Annotated in this window: 25 protein-coding genes and 1 pseudogene; 21 read left to right on the forward strand and 5 right to left on the reverse strand. The window is 45.1% G+C overall.

The window, feature by feature from the left end; all coding sequences use genetic code 11:
• The first annotated feature begins 85 nt into the window (after positions 1-85).
• Genes fucP through fucO form a run of 6 tightly spaced genes read left to right on the forward strand, consistent with a single transcriptional unit; the run spans position 86 to position 6,935 of the window.
• Positions 86-1,396, forward strand: a complete 1,311-nt coding sequence (gene fucP, locus HW45_RS15825; protein WP_038228065.1) for an L-fucose:H+ symporter permease — start codon at positions 86-88, stop codon at positions 1,394-1,396.
• A 29-nt stretch (positions 1,397-1,425) separates the two neighbouring features.
• Complete coding sequence (gene fucI, locus HW45_RS15830) at positions 1,426-3,177, forward strand: L-fucose isomerase (protein ID WP_038228067.1); 1,752 nt, start codon at positions 1,426-1,428, stop codon at positions 3,175-3,177.
• A gap of 38 nt (positions 3,178-3,215) precedes the next feature.
• The gene (gene fucK / locus HW45_RS15835; RefSeq protein ID WP_038228070.1) at positions 3,216-4,664 is read left to right on the forward strand and encodes an L-fuculokinase; all 1,449 of its coding nucleotides are present in this window, start codon (positions 3,216-3,218) and stop codon (positions 4,662-4,664) included.
• Positions 4,657-5,097 carry an L-fucose mutarotase gene (gene fucU / locus HW45_RS15840; RefSeq protein WP_038228073.1) on the forward strand — a complete coding sequence of 147 codons (441 nt, stop codon included), beginning with the start codon at positions 4,657-4,659 and terminating at the stop codon, positions 5,095-5,097. Before fucK ends, fucU begins: the two co-directional genes overlap by 8 nt.
• Before the next feature lie 2 nt (positions 5,098-5,099).
• On the forward strand, positions 5,100-5,747 hold the full coding sequence (gene fucA / locus HW45_RS15845; protein ID WP_038228076.1) for an L-fuculose-phosphate aldolase: 648 nt from the start codon (positions 5,100-5,102) through the stop codon (positions 5,745-5,747).
• Between the two features lie 39 nt (positions 5,748-5,786).
• Positions 5,787-6,935 (forward strand): lactaldehyde reductase, encoded by a 1,149-nt coding sequence (gene fucO / locus HW45_RS15850; protein WP_038228078.1) that lies wholly within the window; start codon positions 5,787-5,789, stop codon positions 6,933-6,935.
• A gap of 75 nt (positions 6,936-7,010) precedes the next feature.
• Here the strand turns inward: fucO and HW45_RS15855 are convergent, their stop codons facing one another.
• Positions 7,011-7,892: a LysR family transcriptional regulator gene (locus HW45_RS15855; protein ID WP_038228081.1), complete on the reverse strand. Its 882-nt coding sequence runs from the start codon at positions 7,890-7,892 to the stop codon at positions 7,011-7,013.
• Between the two features lie 155 nt (positions 7,893-8,047).
• On the opposite strand from HW45_RS15855, the gene HW45_RS15860 reads away from it, so the two are divergent.
• The 13 genes and pseudogenes from HW45_RS15860 to HW45_RS15920 all read left to right on the forward strand — a co-directional run bounded on the left by HW45_RS15860 (position 8,048) and on the right by HW45_RS15920 (position 21,836).
• Complete coding sequence (locus HW45_RS15860; protein WP_038228083.1) at positions 8,048-8,446, forward strand: RidA family protein; 399 nt, start codon at positions 8,048-8,050, stop codon at positions 8,444-8,446.
• Positions 8,447-8,524: 78 nt separating this feature from the next.
• Positions 8,525-9,985 (forward strand): aldehyde dehydrogenase family protein, encoded by a 1,461-nt coding sequence (locus HW45_RS15865; protein ID WP_038228085.1) that lies wholly within the window; start codon positions 8,525-8,527, stop codon positions 9,983-9,985.
• An 82-nt stretch (positions 9,986-10,067) separates the two neighbouring features.
• Positions 10,068-11,057 carry a membrane dipeptidase gene (locus tag HW45_RS15870; RefSeq protein WP_006071574.1) on the forward strand — a complete coding sequence of 330 codons (990 nt, stop codon included), beginning with the start codon at positions 10,068-10,070 and terminating at the stop codon, positions 11,055-11,057.
• A gap of 177 nt (positions 11,058-11,234) precedes the next feature.
• Positions 11,235-12,758: pseudogene (locus tag HW45_RS15875) on the forward strand (BCCT family transporter); the annotation flags it as partial.
• Between the two features lie 98 nt (positions 12,759-12,856).
• Positions 12,857-14,575 carry a hypothetical protein gene (locus HW45_RS15880; RefSeq protein ID WP_038228091.1) on the forward strand — a complete coding sequence of 573 codons (1,719 nt, stop codon included), beginning with the start codon at positions 12,857-12,859 and terminating at the stop codon, positions 14,573-14,575.
• A 10-nt stretch (positions 14,576-14,585) separates the two neighbouring features.
• A complete protein-coding gene (locus tag HW45_RS15885; RefSeq protein ID WP_038228093.1) occupies positions 14,586-15,317 on the forward strand; it encodes a DUF3726 domain-containing protein in 732 nt (243 codons plus the stop codon).
• Positions 15,318-15,514: 197 nt separating this feature from the next.
• Positions 15,515-16,423 (forward strand): GntR family transcriptional regulator YhfZ, encoded by a 909-nt coding sequence (gene yhfZ / locus HW45_RS15890; RefSeq protein WP_038228096.1) that lies wholly within the window; start codon positions 15,515-15,517, stop codon positions 16,421-16,423.
• A gap of 26 nt (positions 16,424-16,449) precedes the next feature.
• Entirely contained in the window at positions 16,450-17,334 is an 885-nt protein-coding gene (locus HW45_RS15895; RefSeq protein ID WP_038228099.1) for a hydrolase, read from the forward strand.
• 18 nt (positions 17,335-17,352) lie between these two features.
• Positions 17,353-17,715 carry a DUF2620 domain-containing protein gene (locus HW45_RS15900; RefSeq protein ID WP_031494231.1) on the forward strand — a complete coding sequence of 121 codons (363 nt, stop codon included), beginning with the start codon at positions 17,353-17,355 and terminating at the stop codon, positions 17,713-17,715.
• Positions 17,716-17,717: 2 nt separating this feature from the next.
• Positions 17,718-19,022, forward strand: a complete 1,305-nt coding sequence (locus HW45_RS15905; protein WP_006071581.1) for a YhfT family protein — start codon at positions 17,718-17,720, stop codon at positions 19,020-19,022.
• 51 nt (positions 19,023-19,073) lie between these two features.
• On the forward strand, positions 19,074-19,433 hold the full coding sequence (locus HW45_RS15910; RefSeq protein WP_006071582.1) for a hypothetical protein: 360 nt from the start codon (positions 19,074-19,076) through the stop codon (positions 19,431-19,433).
• 62 nt (positions 19,434-19,495) lie between these two features.
• On the forward strand, positions 19,496-20,635 hold the full coding sequence (locus tag HW45_RS15915; RefSeq protein WP_038228565.1) for a YhfX family PLP-dependent enzyme: 1,140 nt from the start codon (positions 19,496-19,498) through the stop codon (positions 20,633-20,635).
• Positions 20,628-21,836 (forward strand): phosphopentomutase, encoded by a 1,209-nt coding sequence (locus tag HW45_RS15920; RefSeq protein WP_038228101.1) that lies wholly within the window; start codon positions 20,628-20,630, stop codon positions 21,834-21,836. The genes HW45_RS15915 and HW45_RS15920 overlap by 8 nt, the downstream gene beginning before the upstream one ends.
• 59 nt (positions 21,837-21,895) lie before the next feature.
• On the opposite strand, the gene HW45_RS15925 is transcribed toward HW45_RS15920, so the two are convergent.
• Both HW45_RS15925 and HW45_RS15930 read right to left on the reverse strand, forming a co-directional pair.
• Positions 21,896-22,474: a hypothetical protein gene (locus HW45_RS15925; RefSeq protein WP_038228104.1), complete on the reverse strand. Its 579-nt coding sequence runs from the start codon at positions 22,472-22,474 to the stop codon at positions 21,896-21,898.
• A gap of 114 nt (positions 22,475-22,588) precedes the next feature.
• A complete protein-coding gene (locus tag HW45_RS15930) occupies positions 22,589-23,086 on the reverse strand; it encodes a peptidylprolyl isomerase (protein WP_038228107.1) in 498 nt (165 codons plus the stop codon).
• 186 nt (positions 23,087-23,272) lie between these two features.
• Here HW45_RS15930 and HW45_RS15935 point away from each other — a divergent pair, with 186 nt between their 5' ends.
• Positions 23,273-23,491 carry a VF530 family DNA-binding protein gene (locus HW45_RS15935; protein ID WP_038228109.1) on the forward strand — a complete coding sequence of 73 codons (219 nt, stop codon included), beginning with the start codon at positions 23,273-23,275 and terminating at the stop codon, positions 23,489-23,491.
• A gap of 53 nt (positions 23,492-23,544) precedes the next feature.
• Here HW45_RS15935 and HW45_RS15940 read toward each other — a convergent pair whose 3' ends face one another.
• A complete protein-coding gene (locus HW45_RS15940; protein ID WP_031495002.1) occupies positions 23,545-23,784 on the reverse strand; it encodes an RNA recognition motif domain-containing protein in 240 nt (79 codons plus the stop codon).
• A gap of 194 nt (positions 23,785-23,978) precedes the next feature.
• Here HW45_RS15940 and HW45_RS15945 point away from each other — a divergent pair, with 194 nt between their 5' ends.
• Positions 23,979-24,509: a GNAT family N-acetyltransferase gene (locus HW45_RS15945; protein ID WP_038228113.1), complete on the forward strand. Its 531-nt coding sequence runs from the start codon at positions 23,979-23,981 to the stop codon at positions 24,507-24,509.
• A 26-nt stretch (positions 24,510-24,535) separates the two neighbouring features.
• On the opposite strand, the gene HW45_RS15950 is transcribed toward HW45_RS15945, so the two are convergent.
• Complete coding sequence (locus tag HW45_RS15950) at positions 24,536-25,534, reverse strand: substrate-binding domain-containing protein (protein ID WP_006071589.1); 999 nt, start codon at positions 25,532-25,534, stop codon at positions 24,536-24,538.
• Between the last annotated feature and the right edge of the window lie 208 nt (positions 25,535-25,742).

Genomic DNA, 25,742 nt, shown 5'->3' on the forward strand with positions numbered 1-25,742 from the left:
ATATAAAATAATTAGTTTAATCCAATAACGTGAAACAGTATCCAACATTAATTTGGAGGGTACAGTATATCTAAAGGAAAAGAAAATGACCGACGTACTAATATCCACCACGGACCGTGGATCAAAGAAAGGAAACTCTGAAGTCATACCTAAGAGTATTTTAATACCGTTTATCTTGCTTACCTCATGTTTTGCTTTATGGGGACTGGCAAACAATATGACCGACGTATTGATCGCTCAATTTAGAAAGGTCTTTACATTAACCGATATGCAATCAGGATTGGTACAAACCGCCTTTTACGGAGCCTATTTTGTACTGGCTCTTCCTGCTGCTCTTTTTATTCAACGTTATAGTTATAAAGCGGGAGTGCTACTGGGATTAGGTCTATTCGCCTGTGGAGCCATCCTGTTCTACCCGGCAGCACAAGCAATGCAATACCTACCATTTTTAATGGCGCTGTTTGTGCTTGCGGGTGGTCTATCCATCCTTGAGACCAGTGCCAATCCTTACATTATCGCGATGGGACCGGAAGAGACGGCAACACGACGTTTAAACATTGCTCAGGCCTTTAACCCTGTGGGCTCTATTACTGGGGTAGTGATCGGTAAGGTGTATATCTTATCTCAATTGAACCCAGCAACGGATGTAGAACGCGCCGCCATGAGCTCAGCTGAGTTGTCTGCGATTCAAACATCTGAACTGAACGCAGTAATGATGCCATATCTCATGGTGGCGGCGGTGATTGTCTTTGTTTGGTTAGCGATTGCGTTCACTAAGATGCCGGCAGCAAAAGACACGGTTGCTGAGAGCGACATAGACATGTCTATCCGCGCCACATTTGGTCGCCTGATGCAGAAAAAACACTTTGTCAAAGGCGTGATCGGTCAGTTCTTTTATGTTGGTTGTCAGATTGGCTGTTGGTCGTGGACGATTCGTTATGTGATGACTCAAGTTGGCGGCACTGAAGCGGAAGCATCCACTTACCTGTTGGTATCAATCATTACTTTTAGTGTCTTTAGATTCGTATGCGTTGGTTTAATGAAGTACATCGCACCGGAGAAACTATTAGCGGCACTCGCCTTGGTAGCCTCTGTTCTCGTGCTAATGCTGATGACTGTTGGTGGCGTGGTTGGTGCTTACGCCTTAGTTGGTATCTCAGCATGTATGTCATTGATGTTCCCCACCATCTTCGGTCTATCACTTCGTGACCTTGGCAGTGATTCAAAATTTGGAGGTAGCTGTCTGATTATGGCTATCTTAGGTGGCGCAGTACTCACCGCCATTATGGGACAAATCTCAGATTCGATGGGTATTCAAGCTGCCTTCATTATCCCTCTAATTGGCTTTGCATACCTTATCTACTTCGGCCTTAACGGCTACAAAATTAAGCAGTAATTCAATTTAACGGAAACGAGAACAAAATTATGACTACAACCCTAACAAGAATTGGTATTCGTCCAACCATTGATGGTCGCCAAATGGGCGTTCGCGAGTCTCTAGAAGTTCAAACTATGAATATGGCGAAGAACCTCGCTGCTTTCATTGAAGAAAACATTAAGCATGTATGTGGCACTGCGGTTGAATGTGTTATCGCTGACAGCACGATAGGCGGTGTTGCGGAAGCAGCGGCGTGTGCAGATAAGTTTCGTCGCGAGAATGTAGGGGTCTCAATTACTGTTACACCTTGCTGGTGCTATGGTACAGAGACCATCGATATGGATCCACATATGCCAAAAGCGATTTGGGGCTTTAATGGCACAGAACGCCCAGGAGCGGTGTACTTAGCCGCGGCCATGGCTGGACATTCTCAGCTTGGTTTACCCGCTTTTTCTATCTATGGGCAAGAGGTGCAAGATGCTGATGACACATCTATTCCTCAAGATGTTCAGGATAAGATTTTACGTTTCTGCCGTGCTGGCTTAACAGTAGCAGCCATCAAAGGCAAGTCATACCTGTCCATGGGCTCGGTCTCGATGGGTATTGCAGGTTCGGTGGTCGATCCAGATTTCTTCCAACGTTATTTGGGAATGAGAAATGAATATGTCGACATGACTGAAATTAAGCGACGCTTGGATCGTGAAGTCTACGATAAAGATGAGTTTGAGTTGGCATTAGCATGGACAAAAGAAAACTGTAAAGAAGGCAAAGACTATAACGGCGAAGCGTTGCTTGAAGAGCAAAAGCAGCAAGATTGGGAAACAGTCGTTAAGATGACGATGATCATGCGCGATCTCATGATAGGTAACCCTAAACTAGCGCAGTTAGGCTTTGGCGAAGAAGCAATGGGACACAACGCCGTAGTGGGCGGCTTCCAAGGTCAACGCCACTGGACTGATCATTTGCCAAACGGTGACTTTAGCGAAGCGATCCTTAACTCGTCTTTTGACTGGAATGGACTCCGTGAACCGTTTGCCCTAGCTACAGAGAATGATAGTTTGAACGGCGTAAACATGCTGTTTGGCAAGATGCTTACCGGTCAAGCTCAGGTTTTTTGCGATGTTCGAACCTATTGGTCTGATAGTGCGGTAGAACGAGTGAGTGGCTACAAACCAGAATCTGGTTTCATTCACCTTGTTAACTCCGGTTCCGCTGCGTTAGATGGCAGTGGCGAAGCAAAAGATGAGCAAGGCAAACCTGTTATCAAGCCTCATTGGGATATGACGGTTGAAGATGCGCAACAATGCCTAGATGCTACTCAATGGCCACCTGCAATAAGTGAATACTTCCGTGGGGGCGGTTTCTCTTCGAACTTCCTAACACATGGTGACATGCCATTCACTATGCACAGAATCAATCTCATTAAGGGTGTTGGCCCAGTGCTACAAATTGCGGAAGGGCATTCCATCACGCTTCCTGGCAATGTTCACAATACGTTGAATGAGCGTACCAACCCAACATGGCCAACGACGTGGTTTGTTCCAAGACTCACTGGCACTGGCGCATTTAGAGACGTGTACTCGGTCATGGCTAATTGGGGTGCGAACCACTGCGTTATCACTCATGGTCATATCGGGGCGGATCTCATTACCTTAGCTTCCATGCTACGTATTCCGGTGTCTATGCATAACGTTGAGTCGAGCGAGATTTTCCGCCCGCATACTTGGAGCGCATTTGGTCAGGATGCGGAAGGTCAAGACTACCGAGCTTGTGCCAACTTTGGCCCTCTATATAAGTAACTAGGTAAGGCGGGGAAACCCGCCTATAGGATCGCGTTATGTCAGTAGTAATAGTTTTGGATTGTGGCGCTACCAATATTAGAGCCATTGCCGTCTCCGATAACGGACAAATACTCGCTTCGCACTACATCAAAAACAACACTCAGTTATCGGGTTCTGAAAACCAATACCATGTGTGGGATTTTGCAGAGATATGGAGCAAGCTGGTCAGGTGCTGCACCGCGGTTACTAGCCAACTGAATGCAGAGCAGATAGTGGCGGTGACAGTAACCACGTTCGGGGTTGATGGTGCACCGTATTCGAAAAGCGCTCAACAAATCTATCCAATTATTTCTTGGAAATGTCCGAGAACGGTACCTGTGATGTCGCAAGTAGAGACAGAGACCGACAGACTAGCTCTCTACCAAAGTAATGGGGTTGGCGACTACAGCTTCAATACGCTCTACAAGCTTCGTTGGCTTAAAGATAACGAGCCGAAGATCTATCAATCGATGGACAAGTTTGTGTTCATTTCCTCGATGCTAACTCACAAGTTAACCGGAGAACTGACCACAGATCGAACCATGGCTGGTACCTCAATGCTAACAAGTCTAGGTGATGGTAATTGGGATGATAAGACATTGTCATACCTAGATTTAAGTGCTGAGCACTTTCCGAACCTAATAGATGCCGGTTGTCAGGCTGGGTTGGTACTCGATGAGGTGGCTGAGCTGTTGGGATTACCAAAGTCGACTCCAGTCGTTTCTACCGGACATGATACTCAGTTTGCGTTAATTGGTTCTGGTGCTGAACAAGACCAAGCGTTTTTAAGTTCAGGTACATGGGAAATTCTCATGGCTCGTTCGTCGAAGCCCAAGGTGGATAGAGACTCTCTTGAAAAAGGACTAACAGTCGAATTGGATGCGGTTCAAGGGGTATACAACCCGGCTATCCAATGGTTGTCCAGCGCTGTTATTGAGTGGGTTGTTAACCACTTTTATCAAGCGGAAAAAGACAGCAGCGAACTTTATCAGATCATGATTTCAGAAGCTGAGTCCGCCGGCCCTGGAGCAGGGAATGTTCGCTTTAATCCAGATTTTTCTGTCGACGCTGGAGGACAAGGTAACGGTGCTATTGAAGGTTTGTCTATTCACACCACGAGAGGACAGGTTACCCGAGCTGTTTTTGAAGGGTTAAGTCTGCAGTTCAAACGTAACTTTGATTACCTTGCAGAGCGTTGCCATTTAGGAAGTTTACCCGTTATTGCCGTAGGTGGAGGGACAAAGAATACGCTCTGGAACCAACTGCGTGCCGATGCCATTCAAAAGCCACTATTAATCGTCGACCAAGCAGAGGCGACGGTAACTGGAGCTGCAATGGTGGCGTTTTACGGTGTTGGTCATTTTAACTCGTTATCTGAGGCTCAAAATGCCATGAAATCGCCGACAACGAGAGTCGAACCACGTAATCACCTAATGAGCACAAAGAAGGAGCCAGAATATGCTTAAAGGAATTCATCCGGCGCTATCTCCGCAGTTAATTGCAACATTAGCAGGCATGGGACACGGAGACGAAATCTTACTTGCAGACGCACATTTTCCGGCTGCGAGCTTTAATTCCAACGTTATTAGGGCTGATGGTATTCGAGTTAGCACGCTACTAAGCGGCATCATCCCACTATTTGAATTGGACCAATATGTTCAGCAGCCCTTGGCGATGATGCAGGCTGTTGAAGGCGATACGCTAGATCCTTCGGTTGAGGATCGCTATCTAACCGCAATAAACACTAACAACATTGATGCAACCATGATTGAGCGTATCGAACGATTTGCTTTTTATGAACGCGTGAGAAGTTGCACCGCCGTTGTCGTTACAGGCGAAACGGCAAAATACGGCAACATCATTCTCAAGAAAGGCGTAACAGAATTTAAGGAACTATAAGCATGAACAGACAACAACTTTCGCAACAAATCATCGACACTTGCCTTGAAATGACAAGACTTGGGTTGAACCAAGGCACTGCTGGAAATGTCAGTGTTCGTTTTGATAACGGTATGTTGATCACACCAACGGGCATCGCATACGACAAACTCACACCCGATCATATTGTGTATGTCACTCATGATGGGTTCTTTGAGGAAGGAAAGTTACCGTCCTCAGAGTGGCACTTCCATCTGACTTGTTATCAAACTCGTGAAGACGTTAACGCGGTAGTTCACAATCACGCCATTAATTGTGCGGCGGTATCCATTCTGAACAAACCAATCCCAGCGATTCATTATATGGTTGCTGCGTCGGGTGCGACAGAGATCCCTTGTGTCCCTTACGCTACTTTTGGCAGTCACGAACTAGCCGAGTATGTCAAAGAAGGGATGGCAAACAGCAAAGCCATTTTGCTGCAACACCATGGACTTATTGCGGGTGAGGCTAATTTAGAAAAAGCACTGTGGCTAGCACATGAAGTCGAAGTATTGGCTGACCTCTATCTGAAAACAATGGCGATTACACCAGATGTCCCTGTGCTTGACGATGCTGAAATGCAAAAGGTCTTGGGCAAGTTCAAGTCATATGGACTGAGAGTCGAGCAGTAGTTACCAATAACCTAATTGAAGATGTAGAGGGAAATGACCATGGCTTTTTCTTTAAATTTGCCCAAGTTGAGTTTAGCTGGGGCTGGCGCTATTAATGATGCGGTACAAGAGATCCAAGCTCAATCGATTAACACTGCGCTTATCGTGACAGATGCGAATCTGGTTAAACTGGGAATTCTTGATTCATTACTGGCTCAATTGGAGCAGCTCAGCATTGATTATGTGTTGTTCGATAAAGTGACACCAAACCCGACGGCTGCACTAGTAAGAGAAGGGGTAGATCTGTACCAAAAGGAACAGTGTGACTGTTTCATTGCTGTAGGTGGAGGTAGCCCTGTAGATTGTGCTAAAGCTATACGCATAGTGACCTCAAATGGCGGTGACATCTGTGATTATGAAGGTGTAGGCAAAGTGCGAGTTGTAGGTGACTACTTTGTCGCGGTTAATACGACAGCAGGGACAGCGGCAGAAATGACCTCTAATTCGGTTATTACTGACGAAGAACGGCAAGTAAAAATGGTGATTATCGATGCCAAACAGATCCCTGATTTGGCGGTTAATGACCCTGAGCTTATGTTGGGATTACCAAGCAGCGTAACCGCTAGCACGGGTATGGATGCGCTCACCCATGCCATTGAAGCTTATGTTACACCCGGTGCACATACACTAACTAAACCGACGGCTTTAGAAGCAATTCGCCTCATCAATAAATGGTTACCTGTTGCGGTAGATGATGGCCAGAATCTAGAGGCGCGTGAACAATTAGCTTGTGCTCAGTTTCTTGCGGGTATGGCGTTTAACAGCGCTGGTTTAGGTTTGGTTCACGCCATGGCTCATCAACCAGGTGCTACACATAACCTTCCTCATGGTGTTTGTAATGCTATCTTGTTACCGGAAGTGTGTGAGTTCAATGCTCAGACACGTCCGCAACCGTTTAGAGCGATTGCCGAAGCCATGGGTTCGAGTACTGCGGACTTAGATGATGAATCTGCGGCGAAAGCTGCAATAGCGAGAATTCGTCAGCTTTCACAGCGCGTGCAAATTCCAAATGGCTTAGCAGAGCTAGGCATTCAAGAAAGTGATTTTGCTCTTTGGTTAGATAAGACTCTGGCTGACCCATGTCTTGGAGGCAACCCTAGAGTTCCTACACGAGAAGAAATCCTTAAGCTATTTGCTCAAGCTATGTAACGTAATGAAAAACCTAGCGCAATGCTAGGTTTTTCTGAACATCCTTTTGAGTGTTGTGTAGGTGCTTGATGTCCGCTAATTGTCATAATTCAAATAAGTCACACATAAGTCATGGAATGCTTGTGCTTGAGGGGAAATCGTTCGCTCAGTAAGGCGAAATATCCCGATTTGCCTTTGTAAAGGTGGGTCGATCAGAGGAAGCCAGACTAAGCGAGTTTCATTAGTGGGAAAGGCAAGTTTTGGCAGTGTGGTAATGCCAATACCAAGCTCCAATACAGAGAAAAGAGAGGTGATATTTTCGACGGAATACAAAGCCTGCTCGCTGAGAGCTCTGGCTGGTGTTGGGTCTAGGAGCTTACAAGTACCATTTCTGATAAACGGCTGTTGTAACAGAGTTTGCCATTCGATGCCTTCGTTTTGAGAAGCAATAGGGTTGTCTTTCAAACAGACGACACCAATAGGATCTGAGATAAGCGGTGTAAACTCGATAGCGCCATCCTCAAGGTGTGAGCTATTACCTAGGGCCAAGTCGACTTCCCCTGACAATAGTCGTGCTTCGACACCAGCGGCGTTATCATCAATCAGACTTACCTCCACATTGGGAAATTGTTCGCAAAAAGTACCCAATACACTGGGAATCAGCTTAGCAGCGACAGAGGGGACACTGGCGATTCTGACTCGTCCCTGTTGTCCCGCGGCAGCGGCTCGTAAATCATTATCTAATGCACTATAGACGTTAAGGAACTGGATTACTTTGGGCAGACATATCTCGCCAAATGGTGTGAGTTTAGATTTGTTCCCGGATTCAAACAGCGCCTGACCTAAGTTCTTTTCAAGTTCTTTTATTGATGTGGATAATGCTGCTTGCGAGCGGTTGGCTCTATTTGAGGCGGCTCTGAATCCACCTTCTTCGACCACCATCACAAAATGCCGCAATTGTTGAAGTTTGATACTCATTAGACCACTTCCTTAAGCCCTTTTGTCACCGTACTTTTTGTAAAGTGATAGATTTTACTTATCAAATGTAAAAAATTTACCGTTAGATTTATCAAATATCAAGTAGCATTATTTAACCATCAAGAAACATAGTTGTTACAAATGGTGGATTGCTCGTGAATTTTCAAACCCAAAAGTCTCCAGTTAAAACTTCTCTATTTGCTTCAAAGGCGCCACTTGAATGGGCGATCGTCAACAATGGCACATTATATACCGCGCAGATCCCTATCGATGATACTGGAGCTGTTGTTGATGGTGGCATTGAAGCACAAACCCGTCAGACATTTAACAACCTTTCTCACACACTAGAATGTGCAGGTTCGTCTCTAGATTCAGTTCTGCAAGTGTTGATCTACGTGACAGACCGAGAGTACCTCAAAACCGTCAATGAAGTTTATGCAGAGTACTTTGAAGCACCTTATCCAAATCGCGCAGCTATGGTCGTGGCGGGGTTAGCGAGAGAAGAAATGCTGGTGGAGTTTGTTGTGTACGCAGCCGCGCCGCAACCAGAGTAACGACAGTTTACTAATCAGCTAAGCAGAATATTGGCGGCTAGATCCCATCTAGCGCGCTACAGAACAAGGAAAGCACAAATGACTCAACAACTTACTATTCCAACTGAAAATGCCTTGTACATCGCAGGGGAGTGGCAGTCTGGTGTGAGCACCATCGCCAACATTAACCCATCAGATATTTCTGAAAATCTAGGTCACTTTGCTCAGGCAAGCCAAGTGCAGGTTCAGCAAGCCATATCCGCAGCTAAACATGCACAGCCAGAGTGGGAAAAAACGCCTATTGAACGCAAGCAAGCGGTACTTCAAGCAATTGGAGACGAACTGATAGCGCGCTGCGATGAACTTGGTACCTTGCTTTCTCGCGAGGAGGGCAAGCCATTTTTAGAAGGTCGTGGTGAAATCTATCGAGCTGGTCAATTCTTCCAATACTTCGCGGCTGAGGTGTTACGTCAGATAGGTGACAGTGCTGATTCAGTGCGTCCGGGCGTTTCGGTGGAAGTGACTCGTGAAGCTGTTGGTGTGGTTGCGATTATTTCCCCTTGGAACTTCCCAACAGCAACGGCGGCTTGGAAGATTGCACCTGCATTGGCTTTTGGTAACAGCGTTATTTGGAAACCTGCGAATCTTACTCCAGCGAGTGCGGTGGCTTTAACGGAAATTATCCATCGTCAAGGCATACCTGCTGGCACGTTTAACTTGGTGTTAGGTAGTGGTTCTGAAGTGGGTAACACTTTGATCAATTCAACAGATGTGAACGGCGTCAGCTTCACGGGTTCTGTTGAAACGGGACGTAAAGTGGCCGCCGCAACCGCCCCGAATTTTGTTCGTTGCCAGTTGGAAATGGGTAGCAAAAATGCTCTGGTCATTGCAGACGATGCTGATATTCAGATTGCAGTAGAGGCGACGATTGCTGGTTCTTTCTCTGGCGCAGGCCAAAAGTGTACTGCGTCTTCTCGTCTTGTGGTGATGGATGGCATTCATGACCAATATGTTGAAGCACTCATTAAGCGCATGAGCGAACTAAAAGTAGGCCACGCACTTGAAGAAGGCATCTTTATGGGACCTGTCGTCGATGGCAACCAGTTAGAGGCAAACTTTGGGTGGATTGAAAAAGCTCGTCAAAGTGGAGCAGAGCTAGCATTTGGCGGAGAACGTCTGAATCTTGCGCATGAGGGTTACTACATGTCACCAACACTGTTCTTGAACACTAAGAATGAGTGGGAAGTGAACCAAGAAGAGGTGTTTGCGCCTATGGCGAGCGTTATTCGAGTTGCCGACCTTGACGAAGCAATCACAACAGCGAACGACACACGATTTGGATTAACGGGTGGCATCATCACACAAAGCCTGCGAAACAGTGCCATCTTCAAACAACAGATCCAAACCGGTTGTGCCATGGTGAACTTGCCAACAGCAGGCACAGATTACCACGTACCGTTTGGTGGTCGTAAAGAGTCTAGCTTTGGTCCTCGTGAGCAAGGTCAATATGCAAAAGAGTTCTATACCGTAGTAAAAACAGCGTACCAACGCCCTTACTAATCATCACACGACGCCGAGAGAGTGACGTTGTGACGTCACTCATTTTGAACACCAATTCAATGAGTACAGCAAGAGGTGGGGTATGTACCAGCAAGGGATTGTCATAGACGGATTGCAATACTGCAATTGGGACAGAGAGTATTTTCAAACGCTCAAAGCCAGCGGCATTACCGCTGTTCACGTTACTATCGCTTATCACGAGAATGCACGTGAGACACTGACTCGATTTGCCGAATGGAACCTTCGTTTCGAGCAAAACGACGACCTCATTATGCCGGTTTATTCCATGGCAGATGTCGAGCTTGCAAAGGCATCGGGCAAGGTTGGCATTTTTATGGGGGCGCAGAACTGTTCTCCGATTGATGACGAAATTGGCTTAATTGAAGTCATGCGCCGTCAAGGGCTGCTCATCATGCAACTGACCTACAACAACCAAAGCCTATTAGCGACAGGGTGTTACGAAAAGCACGACACAGGCATCACCCGTTTTGGTAAGCAAGTCATCGAAGAGATGAACCGTGTCGGCATGATCATCGATATGTCACACAGCGCCGAACGTTCAACGCTGGAGGCGATAGACCTTTCTGCTCGTCCAATTTGTATCAGTCATGCCAATCCAACGTTCGCTCATGATGCACTGCGAAACAAGTCGAACACGGTGATCAAATCCCTTACCGAGCGTGGCGGCCTGATTGGATTTAGCCTTTATCCATTTCATCTACCCAATGGCAGTGAGTGTTCATTAGAGGATTTCTGCCAAATGGTAGAGAAAACGGCGGATATTGCAGGTATCGACCACATTGGTATCGGTAGCGACCTTTGCCTGAATCAACCTCAACAAGTTTTGGAGTGGATGCGCAACGGACGCTGGTCAAAAACCATGGATTATGGCGAAGGCTCGGCTGCTAACTCAGGTTGGCCTGATGCTCTTCCTTGGTTCAGCGGCAGCAAAGGAATGGAAAACATCTACAACGGATTAGTCCGTCATGGCTTTAGTGAAGTCGAGGCGGGGAAAATTATGGGTGTTAATTGGTTTGACTTCTTACAACAAGGATTGGAGCCAAATCTATAGCGTAAACCCGAACATGGAAGAGCTCGCCAATACAAAAACAATAGGTGAGCGTTAAACACAACATAGGTTGCTTTCCCCAAGGCGAGCAACACAAACTTCTGGAGTCAGAGTATGTCTGATCTAACCAATGGCATGAACACAGCACCACCGTCTTCTGCAAGCGCGGAGATAGAACATCAAAGTAAACTCTCTTCATCGGATAAGTTGGGGTTGAGTAACCCTGCATTTTGGTACAGTGGCGGCTTTATCGCTCTGTTTGTTGCACTTGCGCTTTATGATGGCGAGCTGCTTTCTTCCCTAGTCAACGCTGGTTTTAGCTGGTCAGTAAAAGTTTTTGGTCCTTACTGGCAAATATTACTACTACTCACTTTTCTTATTGGTCTTGGTCTCGCAGCAGGGCGAACAGGCAAGGTGATTTTGGGTGGTAACGTGAAACCAGAGCTAGACTCATTTCGCTGGATGGCCATTCTATTCTGTACCTTACTGGCAGGGGGCGGTGTATTTTGGGCAGCAGCTGAGCCTATTGCGCACTATGTGAGTCCTCCTCCTCTGTACGGTCCCCAAGACAGCGTTATGCAAACTGCGATTAATGCTTTATCGCAGTCATTTATGCACTGGAGCTTCTTGTCATGGGCAATTGTTGGCAGCTTAACCTCTATTGTTATGATGCATTTGCACTATGACAAAGGCTTACCTTTAAAACCTCGAACCTTACTGTATCCAGTGTTGGGAGAGCGTGCGCTGAAAGGTCATACCGGTGCTCTGATTGACGCATGTTGTATTGTTGCAGTTGCCGCAGGAACCATCGGACCTATTGGTTTTCTGGGGCTGCAAGTGAGCTATGCATTGAACGCACTGTTTGATATTCCAGATGGCTTTACCACTCAGCTGATCATTATTCTGTTCGCGATAGTGCTATACACGCTATCAGCACTCAGCGGGCTTAATCGCGGAATGCAGATGTTGAGCCGTTATAACGTCATCTTAGCTATTGCGCTGATGGTTTACATCCTACTGTTTGGTCCAACTAACTTTATCTTCAATGGCTATATCCAGGGTATGGGTACCATGTTGGATAACTTTATTCCAATGGCGACATATCGAGGCGATGAAGGGTGGCTGAGCTGGTGGACGGTATTCTTCTGGGGCTGGTTCTTAGGTTATGGACCACTAATGGCGATTTTTATTGCTCGTATCTCACGTGGTCGAAGCATTCGCCAAATCATTTCTATCATTAGTATTGCGGCGCCATTCGCGACTTGTTTCTGGTTCACCATCGTTGGTGGGACTGGACTTGCGTTCGAGATTGCCGACCCTGGTAGTGTTAGTAAAGCATTCGAAGGGTTTAACCTTCCGGGAGCGTTACTCGCAGTAACACAACAGCTACCTATGCCAATGCTAGTTTCCATTTTGTTCTTAGTGCTTACCACCATATTCATCGTCACTACGGGAGATTCGATGACTTATACCATCAGTGTTGTCATCAGTGGCGAAACGGAGCCAAATGCCATCGTCCGTACCTTCTGGGGAGTAATGATGGGGGTGACGGCAATCATCTTAATATCACTGGGGTCGGGCGGCATTTCGGCACTGCAGTCCTTTATCGTGATAACCGCGGTACCAGTATCCTTAGTGCTGTTGCCCTCACTATGGAATGCTCCGCAAATCGCGATGAAACTGGCGAAAGAACAAGGCTTATAAACACAACAATAGTTCTTCAATAACGTGAATGCTGTGTGGGCTTAGGTTCACACCCCACACAGCTCCAATCATTCTTATAATTAAAACAGGTGAGCAAAATGGATGTACATCGTTCAACTTACACTGAGACTCCGCTTCGTAGCGTTGATGTGGTAATGAATCCACAACGACTTGGCGCTATGCATCAAAATCGAATCAGTTTTGTGCGCAGCTTAATCCGCAAAATGGCACAGCAAAATTGGCAGGTGAGTAAGCATGAATGGCAGTTGTCGCCGCAAGGGTATGGACACGTCATTTACCGTCTCGCAACACCTAAGCACGTATATCATCTAGTGGTATTTTGTGACCAGATTGCTGATGAAGAGCGCAATGATCGCGTGATCGCGGAGAAATGGGATGTGACATTCGCCCTAGTGTATGGAGATGTTGATGTGTCTCTGTTGGAAAAGCTGCGTGCCAATGTGCCGCTTCAAGAAGCAGGGCGCAATACCAACGATGTTCTTGTATTAGCTCGCGCCAATAAGAGTGTTCGAGTCTTCGAACATATTGTTTCTCACCTTGCCAAGGGCACTCAACCAGACGCGAAAGAGCTTGCTGAGGTTGGTTATATTCTGCGTACAACGGCAGTTTACGGTAATGGTAAGTTCGGCATTGCTGACTTTAAGTTACTGGAAGATAACGATGACTTTAGTCAGTCATTCAGCGCCCAAATGTGCGCGGTGTATCTGCTACGCGAATTCAGTTTGGATTGGGTGCATTACTTGGCGACGCAACAAGGCGGTGATAAAGCGATATCATTAGATCGCGGTTTGCAGCGATACTTGGGCGTTGGAAATGCGACTGGGCTTGGTATGGCGCCATATTTGATTAATCACCCATGCATCGTTGACCAGTGGATGACGTCACGAGAAAAAGCACTCGCGATGGTGTTGGCGCAGCAAACTAATAAAGATAAGTTGCCGCAACTTAAAGTTCTGCTTAGCAAAGCGACTATGCACTTGGAGCAAGTAATAACGATTAATGAGGTGCAAAACAGCTTAAATCAGCAGGCGCTTGATGAATTGTCTTTACTAGTAGACGACCTAGCTACACATCTTGAAAATGCCTCAACTTGGGGTGATTTGCTCAAACAAAATCAGTTAATGAATATGGAAGCCCAAGAAATCCTTATTGCGTGTCTGATGGAGCTCTACCCAGAACAAGTTGATGTATTTGCAGATCAGATGAATACGGATGAAACGCTGTACTTGCCAACGGGTAAAAAAGTCAGTGATTTGATTTGGTTATTGGAAACTCGTTATCAGTGGGCAGTTAGTACTGACTTTTCGATGCCAGAAAACAACTATTGGTTCTGGTATCGGTCACAGGACAAAGAAGAGCCACGCTTAGGTGTTCGTGAGGAAGAACAAGGTGCAGATAAAGAACTACCGCTTGATATTGGTAGACAAGCGTATTACCTGTACAGAGCGTTAGAGCAACAATCTCAAGAGATGTCGATTGCGCAATTTCTGCTGCATTCTCCTCAATATCGAGCTATTGCAAGAAGGGTATGGACGCTAGGTAATCGCGTGATGGGAGACATTCAAATGAATGTTCTCCATAAACAGTCACTACCTATGCATTTATTGCGTTGCAAACTCGCCATCTTTGGGGCGACGAAGTTTGATCCTCGATCTGACCGCTGGGTCCGAGTCACCTTTTTCCAAGGTGCCCCATTGCTAGACGAAATCGGCGATGAGAATTACCAAGATAATTGGATCTTTCCATTGTTGCCTAGTGAGCAATCTATGACTTCCATTAACTCTATTACGCCATAAGGACGTTGGTATGATCGTATCTCACAATGAATTAGTCGCTGCGGTAAACAAAGCTTTTTTGGGAATGAAACGCTCCTGTGGCGAAGCGGACGTGATTGCTAATATGGTTGCAGACCTGCAAATGGTTGGACTTAATGGGATTCGCCATTTTAACAATGCATGTAACTACCTAGGTCTTGAACAAGACTGCGCAGTTCAAATCAATAAGGTTGAACCAGGTTTACTGGAGGTGGACCTCCACCAAAATAGCGTAGCGTGCCATCTGCCTGTGATCTTAGATTTCGCACTTGAGTCGATGGTTGGGCAGAAGCAGCTCAAAATGACATTATTGAACTGTCACAATCGCTGGTTGGCGTATAGTGAATTGGTAAAACTGGCAGCGAAGGGTATTGCTTGTAGAGCATATTGGAGCAATGGTAGTCAGCCCAAACGCACTCTTTATGTACTCAACCGAGGATGTGTTGCACCTGAGCTCTATTTTTCTGACACCGACCTTGTTGAAGACGACCTTCACTCGATGACGATTGAACTGTCGATTGAGGACTTTAACCAGACAGCATTAGCGGGCCAATACAACACCCATATCGATAGCACTGAACTTTCTAGCTCACAGCAAGCCGCTTGGGTAGAAGGCATTTTTGTTGATGATGCCGAGTGGGCAATGTTAAAGCAGACGGCAACGATATTCTTAGTAGAAAACAGTCAGCGCTCACTGCAAGGAGCGGGTGAATTGGTGGAGTGATAATCAAGCCCACACTGTTCTTGTAAGGTTAGCAATAGATGAAAGTGTCGAGTAATCCGGCACTTTTTTCGTTTTTGGTGACTGGCAATCCAGTTTTAATGCTTTTTGTCAGTAGTTAATAAGAGTGTGACGCGCTTTGCTTTTTTTATTGTTCTGATATGGTTAAATTAAATCCTCAAAAAAATGAAGAATAAAAAATGAGTAGTCAAAACTATATAAAGAAAAACGGAGCGGCCATTATTCATATCGCCCGTTATTTGTTAACGACTGAGGCTGGAGATAGACTCAAGACGATTGATGAGCTGTCGATTGACATCGGTTGTTCCGTTGGATATGTCGCAAACGCGATTAAATTTATCGAAAAGGAAGAAGCAGTCTACCTAAGCCGTCAAGGGCGTAATGGCACCATTATCTCTTCACTAAATTTCAATAAGCTGGTGGGTATATCCGAGATTGGTAATATCGTTTGTGCGATGCCGCTGCCGTATACAAAGCATTACGAGGGATTGGCCTCTGGTCTTAAGCAACAGATAGACAACGTGCCCCTGTATTTTGCTCATATGAGAGGCGCAGGGGTTAGGGCGGAATGTCTTAGTGACGGTATCTACGATATCGCTATCATGTCCAAACTGGCGTCAGAAAAGTATGTTGCAGAGGGCGACTTAGAGATTGCAGTAGAGTTGGATGCACACAGTTATGTACCAGAACATCGATTGATTTACAGGCAGTCGGAGCGTAATAACATTAAACGAATCGGTGTTGATGCTGAATCGCCAGACCAAAAACTGCTTACTGAAATCTACTTTAAAGATCAAGAAATTGAAGTGGTTCCAGTACCTTATAACGAATGTCTCAAACAGATTGTCAAAGGGGAGATCGATGCTGCAATCTGGTATGCCTCACGAGAAGATTCTATTGAGGCGATGGGCCTTAGCGAAGAGCCGCTAACGTCTATTCCGGATTTTGAAAAGGCGTCGATCGCAGTATTGATGGTTAGAAAAGGTTCGGACTATCTAAAGGCTATGCTAAAGAAATTCGTCGATAACGAGAAGCTACTAGCGCATCAAACGGATGTGATATCCGGTAAAGTGATTCCAACTTATTAGGTTCTAGCTAACAAGGAGAAAATGAGATGTCATTCGACACAACCGGTTTTACCTATTGCCATGAGCATCTGCATATCGATTTATCTCCTCAGAAGGGAGATATTGATTGCAAACTTGATCAATTTGAATTGATTAAACAGGAGCTTATCTCGCTTAGGAAACTTGGAGTACGGAATATCGTTGAGGTGACTAATCGTTTTATGGGTAGAAATCCTCAATTTATTGAGGATTTAATTAAGGCGTCAGAGATGAATGTTGTTTTGTCGACTGGCTATTACATCGAGGGTTTCTTTCCGGATTTCTTAGCGAATCTGTCGATTCGAGATATTGCCCAAACCATGATTGACGAAATTGAACAGCCTCTGGATGGCACCTCTCTAAAAGCGTCTGTGATTGGTGAGATTGGGAGCAGCGAAAACCAATTCTCCCCACTAGAAAAGAACGTCTTCTTAGCTGCGGCCATTGCTCACAAAGAAACAGGCGCGCCTATTTCAACTCACACCTCATTTAGCACGATGGCGAAGCAACAGATCCAGTTACTTGGTGGTGAAGGTATCGACCTTAGGAAGGTGACGATAGGACACTGCGACCTTCGAGATAACCTTGATGACTTGCTTTACTTGTTGGATCACGGGTGTTACGTGCAGCTCGATACAATTGGTAAGAACAGTTACTACCCAGATGAAAAGAGAATTGAAGTGATTAATACCCTGATCGCTAGGGGATACGTCGAGCAACTTATGTTGTCGATGGATATAACTCGACGTTCGCATTTAAAAGCGAATGGTGGGTTAGGTTTTAGCTACTTAATGGAGGAGTTTGTTCCTCGACTGTTCGCTTCTGGTGTAAGCGAAAGTGATGTCGAAATTATGCTCAAACACAATCCAAACCGAATTTTCAATAACGGATAAACATAAAAGGAAAGCAGAATGAAAACAATCGCAATCGCGGGCTTACAACGCGAACAAATCAAAGCGCAGATAGAAGAGGCGGCACCAGGAAAGTTTGAGTGCCACATTCTCAACGACATGGATGCCGCGATGAAAGTAAAAGCTGGAGAACTTGATTACTACGTCGGGGCTTGCAATACAGGTGCGGGCGCAGCACTTAGCATGGCTATTGCTATTATCGGCTTCAATGAGTCGTGCACGATTGCAAAGCCTGCTATTCAAGCGAAGGAAGAGCAAATTGCTCAATTTATTACCGAAGGCAAAAAGGCATTTGGATTATCAATTGAGCACGTAGACCACGCCGTTCCTATGTTAGCGACATTGCTAGCGAGAGAGGTGTAGTTATGGATATCACCAACATTGCTCTAATTGCGACCTTGTGTGCAATGACTGCTTTAGTCGCACATATGTCGGCCGCCGTATTTCACGACGGGATACGACCCATATTGCCGCAGTTGATTGAAGGCAACATGACACGCCGAGATGCTGGTTCCGTTGCTTTTGGTTTGTCTATCGGTTTTGTCGCGTCTGTGGGTATTTCTTTTACCTTATCGACTGGCCTTCTTAACCCGTGGCTGCTTTTCTTACCGACGGACATCATAGGTGTTATGGCAACGAGCCGCATTATGGCGGTGCTTGGGGGCGGCATTTGGGGCGTATTAGTGGTTACCAGTCTGGCTGGTGTTAATGCGGTTCTGACAGGTCTTCCAATTGATGCGCTGGGTGCTTTGGGTGAGTTGGGTACACCTGTCATGTCGGCGTTTGCGTTATTCCCACTGTTAGCTATTTTCTACCAGTTTGGATGGAAAGCAGGGGCTGTTGCAGGTGTTGTGATACTTCTATCACGACTGTTTGTGATGAAGTTTACGGGTATCTATCCTGAGTCGATTCAGATCTTTGTTGGTATGGTGATGCTTGTGGCTATAGCGATTCGTAAAGATGTTCAAGATAAAGCGAACGGTATTACCCCTCCAGATATGAGTGGTATGCGAAGCTTGTTTGAAGAGCGAACTAAGCGAATTTTCAAGAACATGCCTTACTTAGCTGTTGTCGGTGCACTGATAGCCGCCGCCGCTGCGTCGGGAATCTTTGCGGGTTCAGAAGTCTCTATTTACTCGTTAGCAGATGCCTACAAAATAGAAGATCCTGTTGCTCAAAAAGAAGCATTAAACCAAGTCGCTTTGTCTGAAATGATGCGTGGTTTAGGTTTTATTCCACTGATTGCCACTACGGCACTTGCTACTGGGGTCTATGGCGTTGTTGGCTTTACGTTTGTGTTTGTAGTGGGATATCTCTCACCAAATGTACCTGTGGCGGCAGTACTTGGCGCGATTACAATTTGCATCGAGATCTTCTTGCTTCGTGGTATTGGTCGCTTCTTAGAGCAGTTCCCTTCAATTCGAAATGCTTCGGACAATATTCGTAATAGCATGAACACGCTAATGGAATTTGCTTTGCTTATTGGGGGTGTGCTTGCAGTGATGAAAATGGGTAGCACGACCGGGTTTACGATCTTTGCAATGTTGTACTACTTGAACGAAGTAATGGGTCGTCCAATTTTGAAAATTGCAGCGCCTGCAGTAGCGGCAATACTTACTGGGGTGGTGTTAAACCTACTTTACGTCTTTGGGCTTTTTGTTCCTGCATAAATACGTGTACAGCTTTTTTCATACCTATCTGTACAGAGATTTGGAGAAATTATGAAACAACGAATGTCTCTTCTTTTGGAGCATAATGTAATCAGTCAAATCGCGTTTGATGCGACCATGAGGGCTGTCGGAATCTTGATGATTGAATGGAATGTGAAAGAGGATTCAGAACAATTTCAGATGGCGATGACTCATTTTGCACGTGCTATTGACCGAGTACTACAAAGCAATCCTATTGTAGAAGGCTTGGACTCTGAGATTCTAAAAGAAATGCAAGATGACGACGTATTTTCAGACATTGTCAGTATGAACAATCAGTTATGTTCGGCGTCTGGCGTACCAGAGATGCCTGAGACGGAAATCAGTTTTCTTTTGAGCAATCTGTATGCAATCAAACTGAGTGTGTCGTAACTGGATTTTTTTGGAAATTAATCTTCAAAAAAATGAAAATAAATGAGTGGATTGAAAAGTATATGTATTTAAATGCTTTGCAACATCAAAACGACGCACTGATTCAGGCTACCCTTGCTCTTCATGAGCAGGGGAACCTGTTACCGGATTCGTACGTCATTGATGTCGAACAATTTACAGCAAACGCCAAAGTCATAAGGCAGCGTGCTAACGACCTTGGGTTAAAGTTGTATGGCATGACCAAACAGTTTGGGCGTAACCCATATTTAGCACAGCTACTTCTTGATTTAGGCTATGACGGAATTGTTGCCGTGGATTTCAAGGAAGCGCGAGCTTTGCATTTAGCGGGAGTCCAAGTTCAACACGTAGGTCATTTAGTCCAGCCTCCGACGGCTATGGTGGAACAAATCGTGGGAGAGATGAAGCCAGAAGTTATGACCGTCTATTCGCTAGATAAAGCACGTCAAATCTCAGACGCAGCCTCAAAGTGCGGCAGAGTGCAACCTGTGCTAGTGAAGTTTTATGGTGACGAGGACAGGCTTTATGTTAACCAAGAGGCAGGATTTCCGATTGCTGAAGTCGACGCTGTGTTAGAGACACTTGGTCAAATGAAGGGGATTCGCCTAGAAGGAGTGACTCATTTCCCTTGCTTTTTGTTTGATGGTGAGCAGCTTACGGCAACAGAGAATGTCGACACGCTGCATCAAGTCATCGAACATTGGCCAGAGGGTGGGGTGCCTCACCAAGTTAACATGCCTTCAGCGACATGTTGTAACACTTTAACCATGATTAAACGGCTAGGTGGAACGCATGGTGAGCCGGGGCATGCTTTGACTGGTACATTCCCAGCTAACATTGATGGCAGTCAGCCTGAAAAAGTTGCGATGCTGTATTTATCAGAGATTTCTCATCAGTTTCAAGGTGCGTCGTATTGTTATGGCGGTGGTTACTACCGTCGTGGTCAACTTGAACATGCATTGATTGATGGTTCGGTATTCCCTGTTAGCAATGAGGATGTGAACGCTATCGATTATCACCTAAAAGTATCTGGGATCCATAAAATAGGTACACCGATAATCATGGCATTTCGAACTCAGGTCTTTGTCACTCGTTCCGATGTGGTTTTAGTTGATGGTATTCAATCTGGGAACCCAAGGGTTATCGGGCGCTATGATTCACTGGGAGGGGCGATAGATGGGTAGATTTATCGTTATTGTCTTGGATGGATTCGGTGTTGGTGCCATGGATGATGTCTATGAAAGCCGAACCAAAGATATTGGAGCGAATACCGCATACAAACTACTGGCCTCTTACCCCAATGGAGATTTACCCGCTCTAGCGTTATTGGGACTTAATAATGTTGTTGATTGCAACGTATCGCGCCTTAAACAAAACCCTAACGCCAACACCGGTACCATCAACCTAAAACACCAAGGATGCGACACATTTGCTGGACATCAAGAGCTTATGGGAACGCTACCTAAATTACCAAGGGTCAATCCATTTCATAACTCCATTGATACGATTCAAGAGTCCCTTGAAGAGGCGGGGTATTTCGTTGAGCGAGTAAAGAGAGGAGAGCTTGCTGTACTGTTGGTCGAGCAATCCGTAGTGATTGGCGACAATCTGGAAGCTGAATTAGGTGAGGTGTATAACGTTGCTGCGGATTTAAATCGTATCGAATTTGATAGTTTATTGAATATCGGTCGAATTATTCGTGCAAATAATGATGTAGCAAGAAACATTGTATTTGGAGGGCGACTTGATGCGACCGAACAGCTTATTGATTCGATAGAAGTCCGTGGAGAGTGCATTGGAGTTAATGCACCTAAATCTAGAGTTTATGAAAGGGGGTTTCAAGTCGCACACCTAGGGTACGGGGTTAACCATTTAGTGCAAGTACCCCATTTACTCGCCAATATTGATTGTGAAACTGTTTTGGTTGGTAAGGTGGCCGACATTGTAGAAAACGACCTTGGTGTGAGTTTCAAAGGATTAGTGGATACCGAACAGATCTTATCTATTGCTTATCAGGAAATTGATAAGCGAAAACATGGGTTTATTTGTATCAATGTGCAGGAAACCGATTTATCTGGGCATCGACAAGATCCAGATTTATATTGGCAGGTGTTGGAAAAAAGCGACGTTGGAATCGCTAAAATCATGCAATTGATGAACGATGAGGATATTTTAGTGGTTACAGCCGACCATGGGAATGACCCCTATATTGGTCATGGGCAACACACTAGGGAAAAAGTACCACTATTGGTCCATAAACTTGGTCTAGAGAATGTTTATTTGGGTGAACGAAACACTCTTGCTGATATTGGTGCAAGTGTTGCTGAATACTTTGGTGCAGGCTTACCTGAAAGTGGGCAATCGTTTATCGAACAACTTACTTGATGTGATACGGTGGTACGGAGAGCATGCCGGTTGGGATGCTCTCTGCTTCTTAAGAACGATTAAAACCTGAAACCAGCTAAAAAGCTAACCGTTGTTTTGTCAAAGCCTGAAGGTTCAGATTTACCATCAACAACGATTGTATCGATTCCGTCGAACGTAGCGTGCACACTCAACACGATATTATCCGATACCGGATAACCCAACCCAACGAACGGCGCGTATTTAGTCTTAGTCATGTCATACAGCACTTCAGATGTTGCATTGCCATTTTCTGTACCGTAAACATCGGCATTGAAATTGGCTCTTATCTGAGAAACACCAGCTTTAAACGCTAGACCTTTTAGCATAGTCGTATCTAATTGGTAGCCAGCATAGAGACTGTAGCTTTGCAATGAGCGTTTTTGGGTATAGGTGGCATTGGAAATATCTGGGTGATTGTAAGGGCCTGAATTGTACTCATCAGTAGAGCCTAAGTTTGCTTGCGCTCCTAGCAGAAAATTGTTGTAAACCAACCCTTCAATGCCAAAGGCAAATGATTTATTGGTATCTACGCCCGCGTTAAATTGAAAACTATGAGCGCTAGCAGTTGTACTTGCTAACAACAAGGTTAGAGGGAGGGCGACAGCAAAGGGCTTCACACTAAGATCCTTAAATTTTTATCCATTTATTCATAGGCTAAGTTGATATTTATTGAGTTGCAATACAAAAATCTTAGTTTTGTATCCACTGCCATGAAAGTGGGCAAATGGTGGCTAATTCACCACCACTTTAGTAATGACAATAGGTTCACAAGGGACATCATCATGCCCTTTGTAGGAATGCGTTGTTACTTTTCCAATGGCGTTGACCACATCCATGCCTACGGTCACTTTGCCGAAAACCGAATAGCCCCAGCCACGGTTTGTGGTGGCAGTGTGATTAAGGAAGTCGTTGTCGGCTAAATTAATGAAAAATTCCGATGTTGCAGAATGAGGAGCTTCAGTACGAGCCATCGCTATAGATCCTGTCACATTTTTAAGTCCTCGATTGGCCTCGTTGACGATAGGTGCGCGCCCCGGCTTTTCTTCAAGATTTTGGTTGTAACCGCCAGCTTGTATCATGAACCCGTCAATGACACGATGAAATACTGTTCCTTGGTAAAAACCTTCTTGGCAATATTTAAGAAAATTTTTGGCACTAACAGGGGCTTTTTCTATATTGAGCTCAATGTCGATATTGCCGACGTTCGTTTCCAAAGTGATAGTAGTCATGGTTAAGTCCTGAGTTTTCATTCTAAAAAGTAAGAAGTTTGCTATTGATAATGTAACTGTAATACTGAGTGTAGTAGTGACATAAGACGATGTATTGAAAGACAACAGCAAATGCGATTGCTTTCTGGCTAGAGCCTATGATGAAATAGCGCCGCATTCCACCCACACACTATTTTGGAACTTTTAATGAGCACTGAACAACCAAACAACCCACTACATGGTCTAAAGCTGGAGAAAATTCTTACTCAATTGGTGGAACATTATGGGTGGTCTGGGCTACACGATATCATTCGAGTGAACTGTTTTTCGAATGATCCTTCTATTAAATCATCGCTCAAGTTTCTACGTAGAACGCAATGGGCGAGGGATAAAGTAGAGCGTCTGTATATTGAAACGTTTTGCTAGAAAATGTTAAGGCCAGTCTTAGACTGGCCTTATTGGTCTTAGTGACCTGCAAATTAGTGACCTGCAAATTTGACGCGAATCTTGCTGCCATTGAACATGGTAAGGTTCAGTTCTTTGATCGCCACTTTCGCTTCATCTTCGTTTGGCATATCTACGAACGCAAAGCCTTTGGACTTACCCGTTTCCTTATCCAACACCAGTGTACACTCAACAACGCGGCCGTAGCCTAGAAACAGTTTTCGTACGTCGTGTTCTATTGTGTCACGGTCAAGGTTTCGAACTAAGATTTTCATAATGAGCCATTTGATATAAGAATTACCGGCGGATTGTCTCAGGTTATGCGGCGTAAACCAAGTGATTCTGTGGAAATATCAGTCCCGCAAAAATCTGATAATTGTGAAATCTCATTAATCAGGTATAACTAGACCACTATTAAAAGAAAAGATTCTGATTAATCTGTTAGTTAGATGTTGAAGGGAGACTTGTGGTGTTCACTCTAAAAGTTGATAACGAAATTGAGCTTGCGTTGGTACAGCCTTCTTTTGCAGAACAGTATCTGGAGATTGTTAACGATCAACGTGACTACTTAGCGCAATGGTTAGCGTGGCCACCTCATGCCGACTCAGAAGCTTTTTTCCAGCGATTTATTACCCAGTCACTGCACGATTACGCGGATGGTAAATCTTTGGTGTGTGCCATGATCTATCGTGGCGAGTTGGTAGGAAACATTAGTTTTAACGCTATCAACCTGTCGCTGAAGAAGGTGGAGTTAGGTTACTGGCTGTCATCAAAGGCACAAGGTAACGGGATTGTAACGCGCAGCGTCGGTAGGCTTATCGATTATGCATTTAATGAGCTTGGTATGGAGAAGGTTCAGCTGTGTGCTGCTACGGAAAATACGGCTAGTAGAAATGTGGCGGAGCGTTTGGGCTTCTCGCTGGAAGGGATAATTACTCGCAATGAGAACTTAAATGGCAGGGTTGTTGACCACGCTGTCTACGGATTGCTGCGCTCTTGAGTAGCGCAGCACCGATCTAACTCCAGTTATCTTCTGCTTACTGAAGAGCGTTTTACTAATATTGGCGCAAATAGGTTTTGTGCTCTTTCAACGTCTTTCCCGCTGGCTCTTTGCAATGCTTCTAATACAGCTTGTTTAGCCATCACCTGAATTGGGTAACGAATAGTTGTTAGTCGAGGGTAGATAAAACGAGCGATCAATCCATCATCGAATCCAATAACAGACATATCTTCCGGAATTCGAATACCATTTTCTTGGATTAATGCTAAGCAGCCTGCCGCCATATCATCGTTATAAGTAGCAACGGCAGTAATCGATAGATTCTTGGCGAGTAGGTTCACCATGGCTTGTTCACCGCCAATCTCATCCGGCTCACCATACTCTATAAATTCTTCATTGGGTTCGATGTTGTGATCTTTGAGTGCCGCTAGGTAACCATCTCTACGATCATGAGCATCATCGATGTCGTGGCTGGAGGCGATATAACCTATTTTCTCGTGGCCGTTTTTAATCAAAAACTCAGTGGCCAAATACGAACCTTTGAAATTATCGAGTGCAATGCAGCGATCTGCGATTGCCGGAACAGAGCGATTAATGAGCATCATTCCAGGTATTTCGTCGGCAAGTTCAGTGAGCTCTTCATCTGACAGTCCTTTACTGTGGATGACAAGTGACTCACAGCGACTGCTAATGAGCAGGTTGATGGCATTTCGCTCTTTGACGGGGTCGTGGTATCCGCTACCAATGAGAATTTGTTTGCCTTGTTCTGCAGCAATGGTATCTATGGCTTTAACCATAGCCCCAAAGAACGGAGCAGATACGTCGTGTACCAGAATCCCTACAGTGTTGGACGATTTGCTAACCAGCGCACGTGCGTTTGCATTTGGTCGATAGCCAAGCTTTTTCATGGCAGCTTGAACTGCAACAATAGCGGCCTCACTGGTGTGGGGCGCATTGTTTATAACTCGGGATGTGGTCGCGATTGAAACGCCAGCTTCTTTTGCGACTTCTTTGATTGTGGCCATGACGCTCTCTACATCTTATTAATCATTTTATTAAACAATGCTTAAGCAAATATGACAAACGCTATTAGTGTGCGTGAACCCCCATTTTTAACGATTAGAGTAATCGTTTCCAAAAATGTCACTGTGAATAAAGTTTAACTCTATTTGACCGTCTTGTTTGAACACAACTTTACGTTCCGTCGCTTTATCTTCCTATGTTCAGAAAACA

This window comes from Vibrio sp. ER1A, assembly GCF_000733315.1.
Taxonomy (GTDB): domain Bacteria; phylum Pseudomonadota; class Gammaproteobacteria; order Enterobacterales; family Vibrionaceae; genus Vibrio; species Vibrio mediterranei.